A 22,817-nucleotide genomic window follows, 5' to 3' on the forward strand; every position below is an offset into this window, starting at 1 on the left:
TTTTATGGATCAATTACCATATAAGCGTCATTTAATCATTGTGCAACGAACTTTACATGTTCTATACATTATAATATGCATTTGTGTTTTTATTATCATTCTGATTACAGGATATGGAATATTTTTAGATAAGACAATTCAAAGTCGGATTAATGGAAAAGTCTGGAAATTACCTACTGTTGTTTATAGTCGTATGATTAATGTAGAACCTAATATGCCATATAATAAAAATGACATAATTCATCTATTAGAATCATTACAGTACCGTCAAGTATCTGAAATTACTCATTCAGGAGAATTTGTCGTACATAATAATGAAATTGAGTTATTTCGTAGACCTTTTAACTTTCCAAGTGGAGAAGAAAGAGAAATACATGCATCCTTTTTTTTTAATCAAGAAAAATTACTACGCATTTATAATCAAGACACAAAAAATAATTTTGGATTATTTAGGCTTGATCCCAAAATCATCTCTATTATATATGCTCCTAATGGACAACAAAGGTTACTTTTACCGAGATCTGAATTTCCAGATATATTAATAGATATGTTATTAGCTATTGAAGATCGTTATTTTTATCGGCATGATGGCATTAAAATATCTTCTATTGGTCGTGCTTTTTTAGCCAATATTATTTCTGGACGCACTGTACAGGGTGGGAGTACTTTAACCCAACAACTAGTGAAAAATTTATTTTTGAATAATACCCGATCATTATGGCGTAAATTTAACGAAGCCTATATGGCTTTAATTGTTGATCATCGGTATAGTAAAGACCGTATTCTTGAGTTATATTTAAATGAAATATATTTTGGTCAAAATAGAAATGATCAGATTCGTGGATTTCCTTTAGCCAGTTTTTATTATTTTGGAAGACCAATAAGTGAATTAAGTTTGGATCAACAAGCAATGTTAGTTGGAATGATAAAAGGGGCGTCTTTATATAATCCCTGGAAAAATCCACAGATAACATTAGAACGCCGAAATTTAATACTAAAATTATTGGTGCATAGACATATTATTGATAAAAAGTTATATACCATTCTTATTGCGCGCCCTTTAGGAATACAATCAAAAGACGAAGTATTAATATTACGCCCTGCTTTTACGCAAATGGTAGACGAAGAAATACAAAATATTGATCAAATTAACGATTTTTCTGGAATAAAGATATTTACGACATTAGACCCTATTTCTCAAAAATCAGCAGAAAAAGCAATGGAATCAGGTATCCATAATCTAAGATGTTTTTATAAAATAAAAGATTTAGAAGGAGCTATAGTTGTAGTAGATCGATTTAGCGGGGAGATACGTGCTATGGTAGGCGGATCTGAACCACATTTTTATGGATTTAATCGCGCTATGTATGCTCGTCGTTCTATTGGTTCGTTAGCAAAACCGGCAACTTATTTAGCAGCGTTGAGTAATCCTAATAAGTACCACCTTAACACATGGATTGCTGACGAACCTATTACTGTAAAACAACCAAATGGAGTGATTTGGTCCCCTAAAAATTATGATCGAAAATTCAGAGGAAAAGTTACTCTTATTGATGCATTTATTAAATCTTTAAACATACCTACCGTTAATTTAGGAATGACAATAGGCTTAGACGCTGTTTCTAAAATTTTAATAAAATTGGGTATTTCACCTGATTTTATTTCTTCTTTCCCATCTATCCTTTTAGGCTCTATCAATTTGACACCTATAGAAGTTGCGCAAGAATTTCAAACTATTGCTAATGGTGGCCAATATTCTTCCTTATCGTCTGTTCATTATATTATGAATGAAGAAAATATGATACTATATCAATATTTTCCTAAAACAGAACGTGTTATTTTCCCTCAAGCAGCTTATTTAATATTATATGCAATGCAACAAGTAGTAGCACAAGGAACTTCTTATGTTTTATCTGTAAAATTTCCTTATTCACAATTGGCAGCTAAAACTGGCACTACCAATGATCTTCGCGATAGTTGGTTTGTTGGAATTGATGGAAAGGAAGTAACTGTAATTTGGATAGGACGAGACAACAACGGAGCGACTAAATTAACAGGGACGAACGGAGCATTAACTCTATATAGTCTTTATTTAGAATATCAAAAGCCTACCCCTTTGTGTTTAATACCACCTAGTGGTATTAAACACATGCCTATAGATAATCATGGTAATTTTGTTGTACATGATAATAAAAATACTTGTTGTCAGGCGTTACCAGTATGGATAACCGATCAGCAGTTATTATATCGGTTATCCAACCAAACAAACATAGTTTCATACGATTCAGCAATCAATAAATAATACTATAGAAACCCTGGCTATTCATGATGTAACCGAATAAATTAAATAATTTTATTCATGAATAAAAATTACTCATTATCTATTAGTATTAGAGTATTATTATATTAATAACAACTTTAATTATATAAATTTTAATTTACATAATTTTTTCTGCTATATTTGAGAATATATACTATTAATTTAAATATTTTTTAATAAAAACAAAAAATTTTATACATTTGACTAACTTATGACTAAAAAATTAATTATAGCATTATGTATGATGTAAAAGGCTGATAATTATGAACAATAATGCAACGTTTCCTGTACAATTGACTGATTTTGCAGCTAACAAAGTAAGGCTTTTAATTAAAAATAAAGCAACAAATAATTCAAATTTAAAATTACGTGTATATGTTATAGGAGGAGGTTGTAGTGGCTTGCAATACGGCTTTACTTTAGATGAGGAAAAATCTAGTGATGATTATATTATGGAAAATAATGGTGTTACTTTAGTGATAGACCCTGTAAGTCTGCAATATTTATTTGGAGGTATTATAGATTATTATGAAGAACTAGAGGGATCCCGATTTGTTGTAATAAATCCAAATGCTAAAACTACTTGCAGTTGTGGTTCATCGTTTAGTATATGAAATGAATGATACAAGTCACAATATATTTTACAAATGATAAAAAATAGGGTATTTTCTACAATTATGTTATGTAATACCAATTACATTAATTATATTATGTGTATGTCATATTTTTTGCGGAGTAAGCTCTAAGTGTAATATACAAAATCAATGCCATTGCATATAGTACGACTATACAAGGTTGTTATATTATTAAAATAAATATATATACGATCATTGTATTGATAATGTGAGTAGGTAGTTTAAAATTAAATACTCACTCATATCAAATCATTCACTATTAACATTTGAATAACATTCAAAAATAATTATAATTTGTATTCCAAAAATAAAGATAAATATATCAAAAATTGATATTTAACTAAATAATCCGCTATAATTTATAATAAAATTTAAATCATAAAGATTATATGTATGTATATAATTTGGATAATATGTGAAAATTAATTATATTTTTGTTACTGGAGGAGTGGTATCATCTTTAGGTAAAGGTATTGCTACAGCATCGTTAGCTGCGGTTTTAGAGGCACGTGGTCTTCGTGTAACTATAATGAAACTAGATCCTTATATCAATGTTGATCCTGGCACAATTAGTCCTGTGCAACATGGTGAAGTATTTATTACTGAAGACGGGGCAGAGACTGATTTAGATTTAGGGCATTACGAGCGCTTTATCCGTACTAAAATGAGACATCATAATAATTTTACAGCCGGCAAAATTTACGCCGATGTTTTGCGAAAAGAACGTCGTGGTGATTACTTAGGCGCTACTATACAAATTATCCCTCATGTTACTGATACCATAAAAAAATGGATTATAGCAGGTGCTTCTGGTTACGATGTGTTGTTAGTAGAAATAGGAGGAACAGTAGGTGATATTGAATCATTACCCTTTTTAGAAGCTATTAGGCAAATGGTAATAGAAGTAAATAGAGAACAAATTTTATATATACATCTAACATTAGTACCTTTTATTACAGCATCTGGAGAACTAAAAACAAAACCTACGCAACATTCAGTAAAAAAATTGCTTTCTATAGGTATTCAACCTGATATTTTAATTTGTAGATCTGACAGAGTAATCAGCAACAGCGAACGGAAAAAAATTTCTTTATTTTGTAATGTATCTAAACAAGCAATTATTTCTCTTCAAGATGTAGATTCAATTTATAAAATACCTGCTTTACTAAAATCACAGGGACTAGATGATTATGTTTGCAAACGTTTTAATTTAAATTGTCCTACAGCAAATCTATCAGATTGGGAAGAAGTAATTTATTATCAAGAACATCCAATAGGAGAAGTTACTGTCGGCATAGTAGGTAAATACATTGAATTAGTAGATGCTTACAAGTCAATAACAGAAGCATTAAAACACGCTGGAATAAAAAACCGTTTTATTGTTAATATTCGTCTTATTAGCTCCCAGAAAGTAGAAAAATTAGGTATAGAAAAAACCCTAAAGGGGTTAGATGCAATTCTAGTTCCTGGAGGATTCGGTTATCGTGGAGTTGAAGGAAAAATTTTATCTGTACAACATGCTAGAGAAAATAATATTCCATACTTCGGAATTTGTTTAGGTATGCAAGTTGCATTAATCGAATTTGCTCGACACGTTGCTGGAATGCCAGACGCTAATTCTACAGAATTTATAACTAATTGTAAATGTCCAGTAATAGCTTTAATAAGTGAATGCAAAAATGAAAATGGTACTATGATGACGTATAATACTAATTTAGGTGGTACTATGCGTTTAGGTAATCAAGTATGTTATTTAATTAAAGGAAGTTTAACATATCAAATATATGGTAAAAGTACTATATTAGAACGTCATCGACATCGTTACGAAGTGAATAATATGTTACTAAAAAATATAAACCACGCTGGATTAACTTGTGTTGGATTTTCTGAAAATAATCATTTGGTAGAAGTAATCGAATATTCAAAACATCCATGGTTTATAGGTAGTCAATTTCATCCTGAATTCAATTCTACACCTCGTGAAGGACATCCCCTATTTATAGATTTTATAAGAGCTGCAATGGAATATCAACATCGTCATAATAAATTAATTTAGTATATATGAGTCAATGTTTATGGTACTATATTTCCAATTTGGAATTAAAAATATAAATTAATTTATGAAGGGATATATATGCCTAAAATCTTAAATATTGTTGGACGTGAAGTTATCGATTCTCGTGGTAATCCAACAGTGGAAGCCGAAGTATATATTAAAGGTGGTTCTAGATTAGCATCAGTACCATCTGGGGCATCCGTTGGTTCCCAAGAGGCTGTAGAGTTACGAGATAATGATAAAAATCGCTTCTTCGGAAAAGGAGTCACAAAAGCAGTTAATGCTATAAATGGACCTATTAATAAAATATTAAAAGGTATAGATGTAACGCAACAAGATGTTATTGATAACACCATGATTGATCTAGATGGCACTAGTAATAAATCAAAATTTGGGGCTAATGCTATCTTAAGCGTTTCATTAGCAATTGCAAAAACAGCTTCAGTATTTAAAAATATCCCATTATATCAGCACGTTGCTGATTTGTATAATATGTCAACAAATAAATTTTCTATACCGCTCCCCATGATGAATATCATTAATGGCGGTAAGCACGCTGACAATAATTTAGATATTCAAGAATTTATGATAATTCCAGTTGGCGCAAAAACAATTAAAGAAGCGATTCAGATGGGAGCTGAAATATCACATGGTTTAGGAATAATACTAAAAGATAGAGGTATATCTGCACAATTAGGTGATGAAGGTGGGTATGCTCCTAATATCAATTCTCATACTACCGCTCTAGAATTGATAAAAGAATCTATTGAACGATCCAATTATATCTTAGGAAAAGACATTGTATTAGCAATAGATTGTGCTGCATCTGAATTATTTAATAAAGTAGCCGACAAATATAACATAAAAAGTGAAAAAAAATCCTTTACTTCTAAAGAATTTACTCATTATTTATCATTATTAGCGAAAAAATACTCAATAGTTTCTATTGAAGATGGACAAAGTGAATACGATTGGGATGGATTTTCTTATCAAACTAAAGTTCTTGGGGATAAAATTCAATTAGTAGGAGATGACTTATTTGCAACTAATGTAAATTTGTTACAAATAGGTATTGACCAAAAAATTGCAAATTCTATTTTAATCAAGTGTAATCAAATAGGATCATTAACTGAAACACTATATGCTATTAGAATGGCTAAAACCGCGGGGTACGCTACGATTATTTCACATCGTTCCGGAGAAACCGAAGATACTAGTATTGCTGATATAGCAGTGGGTACTGATGCAGGGCAGATAAAAACTGGACCTATTCGTTGCTCTGAACGTGTAGCTAAGTATAATCAACTTATCCGTATAGAAGAAATTTTAAATAAAAAAGGAATGCTGCGTGGATTTAATAAGATAAAATATATATCACATTCTAATGTTCAATTAAGTACATCTGAAATTCATAATACTTAACTAATCTATACTTTAGATAGTATAAAAATTAAATAACGGAATATAATTTTTTATTATTTAATAATAGAATACAAATTTAAAAATAGTTGATTTAATGATACTGGATTATATCTAAAAAATGACACGCGGTAACAACATACAGTTATATGTATATGTAATATATGTAGCAGTAGCGTTGTTTTTAACATATATTTATAGTAAATAAATATATAAACTGTTTCAGTTTACTACTTATTGTACTATTATAGCAATAATCACAATGTAGTTATATAATTTATATTATCTTAGACTTGTAATGTTTTCAAAAATCACAGCAAATAATTTTAAAAAAGTATTTATTGATTAGATTAAAAATTTGGATAAATTGTGTTCATACATATGCATTTAATATACCCATCTTATCTAAAATCAACAAAACTAAATTATTTAGATATATACTGATATATAATAATAAATAATCTTTGCTTTTATAAGCTTAAAATTAAGTTTTTGATTTAATGATGAAAAAAATTGCACATAACGAGATAACGCCATTAACTTCAGAACAATTAAGTGATATTCAGTCAATTTTTGTCACTTTGTCCAATTCTCAATTGATTTGGATATCCGGATACTTGTGGGGATTAATAAATGCTGTACAAACTGATAAGATAACTAATGTTTCTGAAAAAACTAAAATTATAGATTTTGTTCCTAATAAAAAAATTACTCTTATATCTGCTTCTCAAACTGGTAATGCACGACAATTAGCTGAACAATTACGCGATGATATTAATGCGATTAATTTAGATGTTATATTATTTAATGCCAGAGATTATAAATTCAAAAAAATTGCTGAAGAAACATTATTAATCATTATTACTTCTACATATGGAGAGGGAGAGCCTCCAGAAGAAGCAATTGCGTTGCACAAATATTTGTTTTCTAATAAAGCAGCTAAAATGGAAAATACTTATTTTGCTGTGTTTAGTTTTGGCGATCGATCATATGAATATTTTGCTAAAGCTGGAAAAGATTTTGACCATCGCTTAGAAGAACTCGGAGCACATCGGTTATGTGATCGGGTCGACGTCGATATCGATTTTAAAGAAGAAGCTAATATATGGAGAAAAAAAATAGTCTTTTTATTAAAAAACAAGGTAAAACATACTTCTACATTCAATAGAATTAATAAAGTTCATAAAATTACACAAGTAAATCACACCATTTATAATAAAGAACATCCATTAATTGCCTATTTATCAACACGACAAAAAGTTACTAGCCGTAATTCACTCAAAGATGTTCACCATTTAGAAATAGATATTACTAATTCTAATGTATGTTACCAACCAGGAGATGCATTAGGAGTATGGTATGAAAATGACCCTAATCTTATTAATGAGTTATTGGAATTATTAGGTTTAAAAGGGACTGAAGAAATACAAATTAAAGGACAGTTAATATCTCTTAATGAGGCATTAAAAAACCACTATGAATTAACACATAATTCTACAATTGTTGTAAAAAATATGGCTACCATCACTCAAAATAAAATATTACTGGATTTATTTAACGATCAAGAAAAATTAAATACCTTTATTTCGACTACACCTATTATTGAAATGATACACCATGTGTCAGTGAAAATAAATACTCAAGAATTATTACAAATATTACGACCCATGCAACCTCGATTTTATTCTATTTCTTCTGCTCAATCAGAAGTGGGAGAAGAAGTACACATCACAGTAAGCGCAATACGTTATAAAATAAACGAACGCTTTAGAACAGGTGGTGCCAGCAGTTATTTAGTAGATCGTATAAAAGAAAATGATAAAATACGTATTTTTATTGAACCTAATGATAATTTTAGATTACCGAAAGATTCTAATATTCCAATAATCATGATTGGAGCAGGGACAGGTATTGCTCCGTTTCGTGCTTTTATGCAACAACGAGTCACAGATGGAGCATTAGGAAAAAACTGGTTGTTTTTTGGAAATTTGAGATTTATTGATGATTTTATTTACCAAGTTGAGTGGCAACGTTATTTCAAAAATGGTGTATTGACTAAAATTGACACAGCTTGGTCTAGAGATCAAGATTATAAAATTTATGTACAAAATAAATTATTAAAAAATAGTGCTGAAGTTTGGTCATGGATCCAAGAAGGAGCTCATATATATGTGTGCGGCGACGCCAAATATATGGCTAAAGACGTAAATAAAGCTTTAATTACGTTAACATCTCGACATGGAGGTATGAATTTGGATAAAGCAAACGAATTTTGGGATGAAATGCGAATAAAACAGCGTTATCAAAGAGATATTTACTAATGAATACAAAACATAATAATAATAATAATATAACGTTATTATCCGATAATGAGCGAATAAAAAAAGCAAGTAATTTCTTAAGAGGTACTATTGCTCAAAATTTAGATAACAGCTTAACCGGAGGTTTTAACGCAGACAATATTCAATTAATTAAATTTCATGGAATGTATCAACAAGATGATCGTGATGTGCGTATAGAACGAGAAAATCAAAAGTTAGAACCATTAATTAATATGATGCTACGTTGTCGTTTACCAGGTGGTGTAATTACTCCAACCCAATGGCTAGCTATCGATGATTTTTCAAAACAGTATACTTTATACGGAACAATCCGTCTTACTACTAGACAAACTTTTCAACTGCACGGTTTATTGAAACCAAACTTAAAAAGTTTACATAATTTGTTAAATAAATTAGGATTAGATTCTATAGCTACTGCAGGGGATGTAAATCGTAATGTAATATGTACAGCTAATCCAATGGAATCAACATTGCATTATCAAGTATGGGAGTTAGCAAAAAATATTTCTGCACATTTATTACCAAAATCTCGAGCGTATGCAGAAATTTGGTTAGATGGAAAAAAAACAGAATCTACAGATTCTGAACCAATTTTGAGCGCTACTTATTTACCTCGTAAATTTAAAATAGCAATTGCGATACCACCAATGAATGACGTAGATGTTCACGCTAATGATCTTAGTTTTATTGCCATTAAAAGTAATAACACTGAGAAAATAATTGGTTTTAATGTATTAGTTGGAGGAGGATTAGCGATGACTTACGGAGATATAACTACATATCCTCGTAAAGCCAGTGAATTTGGGTATATTGTTACAAAAGATGTTTTAAAGATTACAGAAGCAGTGGTTACAACGCAAAGAGATTGGGGAGATAGATCTGATCGAAAACATGCGAAAACAAAATACACTTTAGATCGAGTTGGAACAGCAGTATTTAAATCAGAAGTCGAACGTCGTTCTGGAATAAAATTTCATCCAATTCATCCTTATATATTTACAAATAGAGGAGACCGATTTGGATGGGTACAAGGTATTGATGGCGATTGGCATCTTACTTTATTTATAGAAAATGGGAGAATATTAAATAATGCTCCTAAAAAGTTATTAAAATACGGAATCTCAGAAATTGCACGAGTACATTCCGGTTCTTTTAGATTAACTGCAAATCAAAATTTAATTATTTCCGGGATATCTAAAGATAATAAATTACTGATTGAAAATATATTGAAAAAATATGGCATAACAAATGATGATATTATGCCGCAACGACAGGCATCTATGGCATGCGTAGCGCTTCCTACTTGTCCTTTAGCTATGGCAGAAGCAGAACGATTTTTACCCGAATTCATTACTAAAGTAGAAAATATTATGTCAAAATATAAATTAGAAAAAGATGCTATTGTTTTAAGAGTGACGGGTTGCCCAAACAGTTGCGCTCGTGCAATGTTATCAGAAATTGGATTAACGGGAAGGTCAATCGGACGTTATAATCTTTACTTAGGAGGTAATAATATTGGTACGCGTATTCCTCGATTATATAAAGAAAATATCACAGAAATAGATATCTTAAATATACTTGACATGACTATTGAACGTTGGGCAAAAGAAAGAATTAATAAAGAATCTTATGGAGATTACGTAGTAAGATCCGGAATAGTCAATGCCGTTGTAAATTCTGAAAAAGATTTTTATGAATAAATTATTAAATATTATTAACTATTGTTGGGCTTTTAAAAAACTTAATTCATTCAATATAAATGAACAAAAATTAATATTAAATAAAATAAATCAGCATCTAGAATCTCTAACGACAGAAGACAGGTTTAAATGGGCTGTAGAACATTTACCTAGTCAAGCAATATTATCTTCAAGTTTTGGCATCCAATCATCAGTCAGTTTACATTTAACTACTTACTATTATCCTAATATCCCGATTATTTTAATTGATACCGGCTATCTATTTCCAGAAACATATCGATTTATCGATCAACTAACAGAAAAAATGCAATTAAATTTACATGTATTTTCCCCAAAGCAATCTGCAGCATGGCAAGAAGCACGATACGGTAAATTATGGGAACAAGGTATAAATGGTATTAAACAATACAATAATATTAATAAAGTTGAACCGATGCATCGTGCTCTAAAAACACTTAAAGTGCAAACATGGGTTGCAGGTTTACGACGTAATCAATCAAGTAGTCGTAAAAAATTGCCAATAATCGCTATTCAAAATGGAATTTTTAAATTTTTACCTATCATTGACTGGGATACTTCTCAGATTTATAGATATATGAAAAAACATTCTTTGGAATATCATCCATTATGGAAACAAGGATATGTATCAATAGGAGATATACACACTAGTATAAAATGGAAACCTGGCATGAAAGAAGAAGAGACGAGGTTTTTTGGATTACAGCGTGAATGTGGTTTACATATTATTGATTGAAATTTATTTTCATATAAATCATTTATATGATATACTTCAATTTTAATCGTATAGTAAGTATTTGAATAATGGAATATATTGCTGTTAGTGATAGTTATTTATAATAGAGCGTATGCCTATATTTTAGTGCTTATCAAGATGTGTTAGTTATAGTTATTTATCAATATTAAGGATTGATCTCAAAATAGAATGTACTATATATGAAAAATATTACACATAAATAAAATATTTTTATACTTACAATTTCTATTAATCTTTAATATAATAAAATATGTAACATTGAAAATTTGTTAATAATTTATTATATCTGAGTATAGGTATAATTCTGTGGAGTATTTACCGTTATTTGTTAATCTCGAAAATAGGCCAGTTTTGGTTGTTGGAGGAGGAAGTGTCGCTGTACGAAAAATAAAAATCCTACAAAGAGTTGGTGCTATTATTACAATAATAGCACCAACTCTTTGTCCGGAATTGAAAAAAATATTACTCGCTCACAATATCAATTGGATAGGCAAAAATTTTAACCCTGCCATGTTAAATAAAGTAACTTTAATAATTGTGGCAACCAATGACACTAAATTAAATACTTTAATATACCAAAATGCTGAAGAACGACATATCTTAATAAATACTGTAGACGATAAAAATAAATGTTCATGTATTTTTCCTGCTATTATCGATCGAGATCCTATTTTAATAGGAATTTCTTCCTGTGGAAAAGCACCTATATTAGTGCGTATTTTACGTGAAAAACTTGAATCGTTATTACCAAAGTCTCTTGGTTTTATAGCAAAATTATCGGGAGCATGGCGTAATCAAGTAAAACAACATATTGTCGATACAGTATGCAGACGTCGATTCTGGGAAAAAATATTTTATAATGGTCACATTGCTAACTTAATTGAAAAAAATCGCCTCGAAGAAGCTAATAAAGCTTTTAAATTTGCTCTTAAAAATATTGAAAATAATTATAAAAAAGGTAGTGTAACTTTAGTAGGCGCAGGACCTGGAGATGTAGGATTGTTAACTATTAAAGGGTTGCAAGTAATGCAACAGGCAGATGTAGTGCTATATGATCACTTGATAAGTTCAGATGTATTAGATTTAGTTCGCCGAGATGCTGATAAAATTTATGTTGGGAAACGTGCTGGAGATCATTCAATTTCTCAAAAAAAACTTAATCAATTTATAGTACAATTAGCACAACAAGGCAACAAAGTTGTTAGACTTAAAGGAGGGGATCCACTTATTTTTGGTAGGGGGGGAGAAGAATTACAAACAGTATCAGAAGCAGGCATTCCTGTTCAAATAGTTCCTGGCATTACAGCAGGTATTGGTGTTCCAGCTTATGCTGGAATTCCATTAACTCATAGAAAATATGCTCATAGTGTTATCTTTATTACAGGTCATAGTATCAATGACAATAATCAATTTAACTGGAATATTTTATCAAATAGTAAACAAACATTAGTTATTTATATGGGTAAAATTAATGCCATAAATATTAGCAATAATTTGATCACGCATGGACTAAATGCGCATACCCCAGCAGCCGTAATTAGTCGAGGAACATATAGAGATCAAAAAATTTTAATTGGTACCTTGATTGAATTAGAAAAATTAGCAAAAATGGCTGATCGTCCTGCTTTGTTAGTTATTGGCAATGTTGTATCATTACATAGTAAAATAAATTGGTTTGGAAAAAACCCACTGCGTTTCTATTCGTTTAATTCAATTATTAATTTGATGTAAATTAAAAGGATAATCATGACAAAAAATAGAAAATATATTACTTATTTGAACAAGTTAGAGTCAGAAAGTATCTATATTATTCGCGAAGTGGTAGCCGAATTCTACAAACCAGTCATGTTGTATTCCATCGGTAAAGATTCTTCAGTAATGTTACATTTAGCAAGAAAAGCATTCTATCCTAGTAGATTACCTTTTCCTTTATTGCACATAGATACTGGTTGGAAATTTCATGAAATGTATATATTTCGTGATAAAACTGTTAAATCTTATGGATTTGAACTATTAGTTCATAAAAATTTAAAAGGTATATCCATGGGGATCAATCCATTTATTCATGGCAGTGCTAAATATACAGATATTATGAAAACAGAAGGACTTAAACAAGCATTAAATAAATATGGATTCGATGCAGCTTTTGGTGGCGCTCGTCGTGATGAAGAAAAAATTAGAGCTAAAGAACGAATTTACTCGTTTCGAGATAAATTTCATTGCTGGAATCCCAAGAATCAACGCCCAGAACTATGGTATAACTATAATGGAAAAATTAATAAAGGAGAAAGTATTCGAGCATTTCCATTGTCTAATTGGACAGAATTGGATATCTGGCAATATATTTTCTTAGAAAAGATTGAAATAGTACCATTATATTTAGCTAAAAATCGCCCTGTAATATGCAGAGATGGAAATTTAATTATGGTAAATGACGAACGTATTAATCTTAAGCCTGGAGAAATCATAGAAGAACGCATGATACGATTTCGTACATTAGGGTGTTGGCCATTAACTGGAGCAATAGAATCTAAAGCAGCAACATTGCCTAAGATAATTGAAGAAATGTTAATATCTAAGAACAGTGAACGACAAGGACGTATCATTGATTTTGATCAATCTGGATCTATGGAAATTAAAAAACGTCAAGGTTATTTCTAAGGAACCATTATGATTAGCGCCATAGAACAAGAAATTATTAATTATGGAGGAATTGAAAATTATTTATATACGCAACAATATAAAATATTGTTGCGATTTCTCACATGCGGTAACGTAGACGATGGGAAAAGTACTTTGATAGGACGATTATTATATGACTCATATCAAATTTATGATGATCAATTATCTATTCTGCATATGGATAGTAAAAAAATTGGTACTCAAAAAAATAAATTAGATTTAGCGTTGTTAGTAGATGGATTACAATCAGAACGTGCGCAAGGTATTACCATAGATGTTGCTTATCGTTATTTCTTTACTAAAAAACGTAAATTTATAATCGCTGATACTCCAGGACATGCAGAATATACAAAAAATATGGTTACTGGCGCTTCTACCAGTGAATTGGCTATTTTATTAGTAGATGCACGTAAAGGAATACAGGGGCAAACTAAAAGGCATTGGTTTATAAGTGTACTTTTAGGTATCCGACATATAATAGTAGCAATTAATAAAATGGATTTAATAGATTATAATCAAGAGATCTTTCAAAAAATTAGTAAAGAATATTTAGAATTTTCTAAACAATTATCTACTGATATAATTACTAAATTTATTCCAATATCTGCTTTAGATGGGGATAATATTACAACATTATCAACAAACATGAAGTGGTATAAAGGCTCGACTTTATTAGAGATATTAGAAAATGTTAATATTAACAGTTTTTCTCGCCTCGAAAAACAAGAGTTACGTCTCCCAATACAATATGTAAATCGCCATTCAGATTTTAGGGGTTATTCTGGCACTATTGCGTCTGGCAGTATACATACTGGACAAGATATTAATGTTTTTCCATCAAATACTACTTCTAGTATTAAACGTATTATTACTTTCAACAAAGATGAAAAATACGCTCAAACTGGAGAAGCAGTTACTATAACTTTAGAAGATGACCTCGACATTAGTAGAGGGGATATGATAACTGGTGCACACCCGACTGTTACCCCCGTATGGTCTGCATTAGTAGATATAGTATGGATGAAAAAAGAAGAATTGCAAGAAAATCAATATTTTAATATTAAGATTACTAGTAAAATTATAAAAGCACAAATAAGAGATATAGAATATCAGGTAGATGTGCATACTTTACAATTCCAAAAAACGAAATCAATACCACTCAATGGAATTGGGTTAATAAAGTTATCATTTGATGAACCATTATTATTAGATCAGTATTCTTATTATCCAACAACTGGGAGTATGATATTTATTGATTTATTGACCAATGAAACCGTAGGGGCCGGAATGGTCCGGAACCCTATAAAATGTCATAAAAAATCCAAAGATAGGAACAACTATAGCGAATTTGAATTAGAATTACATGCATTAATTCGTCTTCATTTCCCTCATTGGAATATTAAAGATTTACCATAATCATACTTATACCATGACTAAAAAAAATATCGATTATTTTTCTAATAGAAATATTTTTTGGAACACGTTTTATATAAAACGAAAAGATCGTGAATTTCTACATAAGCATCGTGCTATATTATTATGGTTTACAGGATTGTCAGGATCTGGTAAATCAATTTTAGCTAATGTTTTAGAAAAAAAATTACATAATAAAAATATAAGCACATACATATTAGATGGAGATAATACGCGACATGGATTATGTCGCGATTTAGGATTTAGTGATCATGATCGACATGAAAATATACGCCGAGTAGGAGAAACAGCGCGATTAATGGTTGACGCAGGAATAGTGGTATTAGCTACTTTTATTTCTCCTTATCATTACGATCGTCAAATGATACGTAACATGTTTCCTGTTAATGATTTTATCGAGATATTTGTTGACACTCCTCTATATGTTTGTGAAAACCGTGATCCAAAAGGTTTATATAAAAAAGCTAGATCTGGAGAAATAGAAAATTTTACTGGCATAAGTTCTCCGTATGAAAGACCAAAAAAACCACATATATATTTAAATGGGCAAAAATCGGTAATAGAACTAATTAACCAAATATTACAATCATCGTTCCTCGAATCTTTATTCAAAATAGATCACCATTTTAAATAATACAGAACACAAATATATATCACTTAATAAGTCTATAATAATTAAATTTCTATAATAAAGAAAATGAGTGTATCAAAAATATTATTTATTTTAATAAGAATTATTTTTTTAATTAAATAAAAATTAATTTTTTCCAGAAAATATTCTCATAATAAATCTAAATAATTCACAATAATTTTTGAATTGGTTCGTTTTAATGTGTATTATGTATGGCGTATGCGACTGTATATTATACATTTAATAAAAATTACAGTTATTTACTTCAGAAATTTGCATTTATCACCAAAGAAAACAAGTTGATTATTCGGTTAATATAATTGATTTTGATAAAAAAGTATAATAAATTGGCAGGCAGCATAAACATGAACAAATTAAGTTATTTATTATTCACGTTACTTGCTTGGCTACAATATTCATTGTGGTTAGGTAAAAACGGAATCTATGATTTAATCAATATTCATAATACAATTAAACTATATAAAAATACTAACGATGTTACCCAAATGAGACTTCGTAATAATCAATTATTATATGAAATTTATGATTTGCTTCATGGAGATGAGGCTGTTGAAGAACGATCAAGGTACAATCTTGGAATGATCAAGGTTGATGAAACTTTTTATCAAATAAAATTGTAATCACAATAATATTAATTTCAATAAACATTGATAATGGTTTAACGAAATTGGTGTATATGATCTGCTTTACTAAACGTGCTAAAAATAAATTTCCAAATATTACAGCTATTCTTCCAGCAGCAGGCACTGGGAAACGTATGAACAGTATACTGCCAAAACAATATTATACGATAGGCAATAAAACTTTACTTGAGCATTCAATTAGCACTTTATTATGTCAATCATGCATTCGTCGTTGCATAGTGGTGGTGAACGCGCGAGATTGTTGGTTTAAAAAATTATCTATTGCTTATGATCCTAGAATTAGTGTAGTTGTTGGAGGAAAAACACGAGCTGATTCAGTAATGGCTGGTCTACAACATGTAAAAAAATCAGTTTGGGTGATGGTACATGATGCAGCACGGCCTTGCCTACATCCTGAAGATCTATTACGATTATTTGAGGTGACAAAATTTTCTCAAGTAGGTGGAATTTTAGCAATACCAATCTGTAATACTATTAAGCAAACTTATTGTGGCACCAATTTTGTACGATATACTTTGGATCGTAATAATCTATGGCATGCTTTAACTCCACAGTTATTTAATTATAATCTTTTAAAAAGTTGTCTTAAAAAGGCTTTAAAAAACAAAGTTACTATTACTGATGAAGCATCAGCTGTAGAATATTGTGGATATACATCTATTTTAATACACGGTCGTTCGGATAATATCAAAGTTACTCATCAAGATGATTTAAAGCTAGCTAGTTTTTATTTATCTGAATTAAATAAAAAAACTTAATGGGATTTATAAAACATGTTGCGTATCGGTTATGGATTTGATGTACATCAATTTGGAGGATATCGTCCGCTCATTATTGGAGGAGTAATCATTCCTTACACACAAAAAATAGCAGCGCATTCTGATGGTGATGTTTTAATACATGCGTTGATCGATTCTTTATTAGGAGCTGCTTGTTATGGAGATATTGGATCAATGTTTCCAGATACTGATTCTGAATATAATAATATAGATAGCCGAAAATTGTTACGAATTTCTTGGAATAAAATTATTACACGAGGGTATTTATTAGAAAATGTAGATATCACTATAATCTTGCAAATTCCAAGGATAAATACGTATATTTATCAAATGCGTTATCATATTTCCCAAGATCTAAATTGTCCAGTAACTAACATCAACATAAAAGCTACTACTACTGATACACTGGGTTATATTGGTCGCTCTGAAGGAATTTCATGTGTAGCGGTAACATTATTAACACGTTAATATTTCTTATAATAATATATATGTAGTTACTATAAGAATCAAGTTACTATTAATTCAGATCAAATCAAATCAATGATATAAATGTATAAAATAAAAAATAATAGTATCTGTCGATCCATTAATTTATTAAAGAATCAATACCCCTTATATTGATATATAATAAATACACAAATCTATTGTAAATCTATAAGTTATTTTGATATTAAAATATGCATTATTTGAAATTTAATATTAGCATCAAATATATATATTCTGCTTATAATTTATTAGACAAGTGAATTATCAAAAAATAAGCAGAAATTAAAGGAGTTCAGTATAGTTACTATGCTAGACAACAATATATTAATAATTTATACGATAATGATTTTTATATTTTTAGGAGGATGCTCGAATAACAATAATATTCACAGGAAATATCATGGCGAATGTATTTCGGGTTCTACAAACCTTGATTTACACAATTCTTCCCTCCAAGGTAAAGAAAAAGAATCATGGTATCAGCAGAAAATATCTACTAATAAAGCCCATAAATACAATAATATAAATTATAGTTCTTATCATAAGTCTACATATACGGTAAAGTCTGGCGACACTTTATTTTATATTGCTTGGATTACAGGAAGCAGCTGCTCAAATCTATCAAAAATAAATAATATTAAAGATATAAATCAATTAAAAATAGGTCAAATAATAAAAGTACCCCATAATACGGAATTATCATATTTTAAAAAATTTTCAAAAAATTTTTTTTCAAATTTTAATCACAGTGACAATACTTTAGGAAAAGTATTATTTTTTGTTAAAAACCAATTGTTGTTTTTACGAACTAACAAATATAATTCCTCTAACATAAAAAATACATCTCATAATATGACTTCTTGTTTAAAAAAATCAGAATTAGCAGTAATTAAGAATTGGTATTGGCCGGCAAACGGAATCATAACTAACGCTTTTTCTAATTCTGAAAGAGGTAATAAAGGAATTGATATATCTGGAATTTTAGGCCAACCTATATTAGCTACTGCTAATGGAAAAGTAGTGTACGCTGGTGATACATTGAAAGGATATGGTAATTTAATTATTATTAAACATGATAATAATCATCTCAGTGCTTATGCACATAATGACACAATATTAGTAACAGAACAGCAAGAAGTTAAAATGGGTGATAAGATAGCTACTATGGGTTATAGTAGCACTAACGAAGTTAAATTACATTTTGAAATTAGATATAAAGGAAAATCAGTAGATCCTTTATATTATCTGAAACAATAGATAATCTAATCCCAACTAGACATGAATTTCTTAACAATGAACATATAAGAACATACATTTATGAAAATAATAATTATTTTACCTTTTAAATTAATTTAATTGTATTTTAATGTTTTAATTTTAATAATTGATTGAAATCATTAATTTTACGAATATATATATCTAATATTTAAATTAAACTTTAAATAATATTAATCAAATATAACTATTTAATACATTAAATATAAAATATAGTATACATATATATACTATATGAATCGTATATTCTGATCAGAACAATAAGTTTCTTATAATTTGGTAATAACACATAAATTATAATTGGTTGAAAATCATGATGATGTGAACTTTTACTATAATAAAAATGAATAAAGAATACCTGAACAGATCAGTCTCAATTAATAATAAATTGGTTTTTTTAATATACTTGCATTTATTACATAATACGAATAATACACATACATATTTCAGTATATGATATAATATTGTTATAAAAAATTTAATATATAATCATGCTAGGTTATAGAAATAATGGAAGACACAATTATTTAATTACTAATACTGGGAGTTTCAGATCACGTCTAATAAATATACGATTCTAAATTTACTAAATTTTTTAATTTTATAAATAATATATATGTATTAAATAATAATGTATTTATATTATATACATAAATAAGAGATACTATCAATTAACGCATTTTACATATGTTTTTATATATTACTCTTAAAATTTTATGAGTTTACTTAAATAGTTGATCCATTAGAAATTAGATATATAATATAATCGATGCTTATACTTTTATTTTTAAGATATATCTGTAAATAATACATTGTTACTTGTTGGTCTACAAACAACATCGAATTCTTTTATTTATATATATTCAAAATAAATAATATTCTACAATTTTGATTTCTATCTTTTTTAAAATTGTTTATAATATTTAATTATGTAAATCAAATATATGGAATTTTCATTTCATGATGGAATCTATGCATAAAAATATTGATAATATTCGTCAGGAATTTCTTAATTTTTTTAAAAAAAAAGGACATGAAATTATTGCTAGCAGCACTTTAATTCCTGATAACGACCAAACATTATTGTTTACTAATTCTGGTATGAATCAGTTTAAAAATATATTTTTAGGCATGGATAAGCCGCTATTTAAGCGTGTTACGACTGCACAACGTTGCGTACGTGCTGGAGGAAAACATAACGATTTAGATAATGTTGGATATACTGCGCGACACCTTACATTTTTTGAGATGTTAGGTAATTTTAGTTTTGGAGATTATTTTAAGAATGAAGCTATCCAATTTGCTTGGGAGTTATTAACTGATAATAACTGGTTTAATTTATCTAAAAATAAACTATGGGTAACAGTACATATTTGTGATTCTGAATCTTATGATATTTGGATAAAACAAGTAGATATACCTAACGAACATGTTATTAAAATTGGAAATAATACAGATAATTTTTATGATTCTGATAATTTTTGGCAAATGGGTAATGTTGGTCCTTGTGGCCCGTGTTCAGAAATATTTTATGATCATGGAGATCGATTTCAAGGAGGTCCTCCTGGTAGTTTAAAAGAACTTGGAGAAAGATATGTTGAAATTTGGAATTTAGTATTTATACAATTTAATCGCCAATCAAATGGTCATCTCTTGTCACTTCCTATGTTATCAGTAGATACAGGAATGGGTTTAGAACGAATTTCCGCAATATTACAGGGAGTACATAGTAATTATTCCATTGATATATTTAGAAAATTGATATCTTCTATATCTCAAATTACTCAAGTTAATAATGACAATACTAATAGGTCTTTATGTGTAATAGCTGATCATATTCGTACATGCTCATTTTTAATTCAAGACGGAGTTACTCCTTCAAATGAAGGACGTGGTTATGTGTTACGCCGGATTATCCGCAGAGCCATTCTTCATGGGAAAAAATTAGGTATAAATGACATTTTTTTTTATAAATTAGTACCTCCTCTTATTAAATATATGCAGCATTTATCTGATAACCTACGCGAAAAAAAAGATTTTATAAAGAAAGTTTTATTTAATGAAGAAAAATTGTTTGAAGATACTTTAAGAAAAGGTTTAAAATTATTAGAGAAAAAATTAGTACTATTAAGAGGAAATGTTTTGAGTGGGGAAATAGCATTTGATTTATATGATACTTATGGGTTTCCTTTAGAATTAACAAAAGATATCTGTTTAAGACACGGTATACATGTAGATCAGGTAAAATTTGATCAGTCTATGTTGGCGCAAAAAAAACATGCGAAAGAATCAAATAAATTTTATATTTTTAACAAAAATATATCACTTTGCAATATATTAAGTACGTTTGTCGGATATCGTGAACTTACTTATAGAACTAAAATAATAGCATTATTTCGCATAAATAAGCCAGTAAATAAAATTTGTGCAAAAGAAGAAGGAATAGTAATTTTAAAAAATACCCCTTTTTATGGAGAATCGGGAGGCCAAGTTGGAGATTCTGGTCAATTGAAAACTATATCTAGTTTATTTCAAGTTACTAATACTAAAAAATATGGACAAACAATAGGTCATTTGGGGGTAGTGAACAGCGGATCAATTAGCGTAGGAGAAGAAATAATTGCACAGGTAAATCAATGTAAAAGGAGACATATTTCTTTAAATCATTCCGCTACTCATTTACTACGCGCCGCGTTATATCAAGTTCTCGGGACGCATATAATACAAAAAGGATCATTAGTAAACGATCAATATTTACGTTTTGATTTTTGTCATCATGAAACAATGACAGAGGTACAAATTAATACAGTAGAAAATATTGTAAATAAACAAATTTGGATCAATTTTCCTATTATGGCTGACATGATACCAATAGAAACAGCTAAAAATGACGGAATTGTGATGCTTGTAAATAAGCAATATGAAAAAATAGTGCGTGTTATAAGAATGGGAAATTTTTCTGCTGAATTATGTGGAGGAACTCATGCTAAAAATACGGGAGAAATCGGTATATTTGTAATCACTAAAGAATCTAGCATTGCTTCCGGTATTAGACGGATTGAAGCAGTAACTAGCATTACAGCATTATCTGTAATACATCAATATAAAAAATTACTTCAAGATATTTTTACATCGACAAAAAGTAATAATAAAAATATTTTAAGTAAAATATATGAGTTCAAATCCCGTTGTCAAAAATTGGAAAAGGAAATAGAACATTTAAGAAATCAACAAATCATACAGGAAAGTTTATCTTTCATTAAAGAAATTTATTATATTAAAGATGTACAAGTTTTAGTAAAACAAGTTGAAAATATGATGCTAAACCCATTGACAAATTTAATAGATTGCCTTAAACGTCAACTAAAATCAGGAGTTATTGTTCTTATTAATGTTAATAAGAACAATAAAATTAGCATAGCAATAGCTGTTACTAAAGATTTAATAGAGAACAATCGCATAAATGCTCTAAATTTAGTACGTTTAATTATAAATACCCTTGGTGGAAAAGGTGGAGGAAAGCCTCATTTTGCTCAAGTCGGTATAAATAATGTTATAAATACATCCAAAATTTCCACCAAAATAAATTATTTATTACACAATATACTATAAACAATT

At 29.1% G+C, this 22,817-nt stretch carries 16 protein-coding genes; all 16 read left to right on the forward strand.

The genetic code is table 11. From position 1 onward, the window contains the following. Positions 1 to 4 precede the first annotated feature (4 nt). Positions 5 to 2,302 carry a bifunctional glycosyl transferase/transpeptidase gene (gene mrcB, locus M9408_RS02360; RefSeq protein ID WP_250257061.1) on the forward strand — a complete coding sequence of 766 codons (2,298 nt, stop codon included), beginning with the start codon at positions 5 to 7 and terminating at the stop codon, positions 2,300 to 2,302. 281 nt (positions 2,303 to 2,583) lie between these two features. Then, complete coding sequence (gene erpA, locus M9408_RS02365; RefSeq protein WP_250236495.1) at positions 2,584 to 2,934, forward strand: iron-sulfur cluster insertion protein ErpA; 351 nt, start codon at positions 2,584 to 2,586, stop codon at positions 2,932 to 2,934. A gap of 436 nt (positions 2,935 to 3,370) precedes the next feature. Continuing rightward, positions 3,371 to 5,011: a CTP synthase gene (locus M9408_RS02370; RefSeq protein ID WP_250257062.1), complete on the forward strand. Its 1,641-nt coding sequence runs from the start codon at positions 3,371 to 3,373 to the stop codon at positions 5,009 to 5,011. Positions 5,012 to 5,089: 78 nt separating this feature from the next. Then, a complete protein-coding gene (eno, locus tag M9408_RS02375; RefSeq protein WP_250257063.1) occupies positions 5,090 to 6,433 on the forward strand; it encodes a phosphopyruvate hydratase in 1,344 nt (447 codons plus the stop codon). 497 nt (positions 6,434 to 6,930) lie between these two features. Beyond that, on the forward strand, positions 6,931 to 8,751 hold the full coding sequence (gene cysJ, locus M9408_RS02380) for an NADPH-dependent assimilatory sulfite reductase flavoprotein subunit (RefSeq protein WP_250257064.1): 1,821 nt from the start codon (positions 6,931 to 6,933) through the stop codon (positions 8,749 to 8,751). After that, entirely contained in the window at positions 8,751 to 10,472 is a 1,722-nt protein-coding gene (gene cysI / locus M9408_RS02385) for an assimilatory sulfite reductase (NADPH) hemoprotein subunit (protein ID WP_250257065.1), read from the forward strand. The genes cysJ and cysI overlap by 1 nt, the downstream gene beginning before the upstream one ends. Beyond that, positions 10,465 to 11,226, forward strand: a complete 762-nt coding sequence (locus M9408_RS02390; RefSeq protein WP_250248408.1) for a phosphoadenylyl-sulfate reductase — start codon at positions 10,465 to 10,467, stop codon at positions 11,224 to 11,226. Before cysI ends, M9408_RS02390 begins: the two co-directional genes overlap by 8 nt. Before the next feature lie 327 nt (positions 11,227 to 11,553). Then, the gene (cysG, locus tag M9408_RS02395; RefSeq protein ID WP_250257066.1) at positions 11,554 to 12,978 is read left to right on the forward strand and encodes a siroheme synthase CysG; all 1,425 of its coding nucleotides are present in this window, start codon (positions 11,554 to 11,556) and stop codon (positions 12,976 to 12,978) included. Between the two features lie 15 nt (positions 12,979 to 12,993). Then, positions 12,994 to 13,908, forward strand: coding sequence for a sulfate adenylyltransferase subunit CysD (gene cysD / locus M9408_RS02400; RefSeq protein ID WP_250248406.1), 915 nt, complete (start codon positions 12,994 to 12,996; stop codon positions 13,906 to 13,908). Between the two features lie 9 nt (positions 13,909 to 13,917). After that, positions 13,918 to 15,345 (forward strand): sulfate adenylyltransferase subunit CysN, encoded by a 1,428-nt coding sequence (gene cysN / locus M9408_RS02405; protein WP_250257067.1) that lies wholly within the window; start codon positions 13,918 to 13,920, stop codon positions 15,343 to 15,345. A gap of 13 nt (positions 15,346 to 15,358) precedes the next feature. Next, on the forward strand, positions 15,359 to 15,997 hold the full coding sequence (gene cysC, locus M9408_RS02410; RefSeq protein WP_250257068.1) for an adenylyl-sulfate kinase: 639 nt from the start codon (positions 15,359 to 15,361) through the stop codon (positions 15,995 to 15,997). A gap of 362 nt (positions 15,998 to 16,359) precedes the next feature. Beyond that, positions 16,360 to 16,635: a cell division protein FtsB gene (ftsB, locus tag M9408_RS02415; protein ID WP_250257069.1), complete on the forward strand. Its 276-nt coding sequence runs from the start codon at positions 16,360 to 16,362 to the stop codon at positions 16,633 to 16,635. Between the two features lie 56 nt (positions 16,636 to 16,691). Further along, complete coding sequence (gene ispD / locus M9408_RS02420; protein ID WP_250257070.1) at positions 16,692 to 17,417, forward strand: 2-C-methyl-D-erythritol 4-phosphate cytidylyltransferase; 726 nt, start codon at positions 16,692 to 16,694, stop codon at positions 17,415 to 17,417. A gap of 15 nt (positions 17,418 to 17,432) precedes the next feature. Further along, the gene (gene ispF / locus M9408_RS02425; protein WP_250257071.1) at positions 17,433 to 17,906 is read left to right on the forward strand and encodes a 2-C-methyl-D-erythritol 2,4-cyclodiphosphate synthase; all 474 of its coding nucleotides are present in this window, start codon (positions 17,433 to 17,435) and stop codon (positions 17,904 to 17,906) included. Positions 17,907 to 18,266: 360 nt separating this feature from the next. Beyond that, a complete protein-coding gene (locus M9408_RS02430) occupies positions 18,267 to 19,181 on the forward strand; it encodes a peptidoglycan DD-metalloendopeptidase family protein (RefSeq protein WP_250257072.1) in 915 nt (304 codons plus the stop codon). A gap of 990 nt (positions 19,182 to 20,171) precedes the next feature. Continuing rightward, positions 20,172 to 22,811, forward strand: coding sequence for an alanine--tRNA ligase (gene alaS / locus M9408_RS02435; RefSeq protein WP_250257073.1), 2,640 nt, complete (start codon positions 20,172 to 20,174; stop codon positions 22,809 to 22,811). The last annotated feature ends 6 nt before the right edge of the window (positions 22,812 to 22,817 follow it).

The organism is Candidatus Blochmannia vicinus, from assembly GCF_023586525.1.
Lineage (GTDB): Bacteria > Pseudomonadota > Gammaproteobacteria > Enterobacterales > Enterobacteriaceae > Blochmanniella > Blochmanniella vicinus.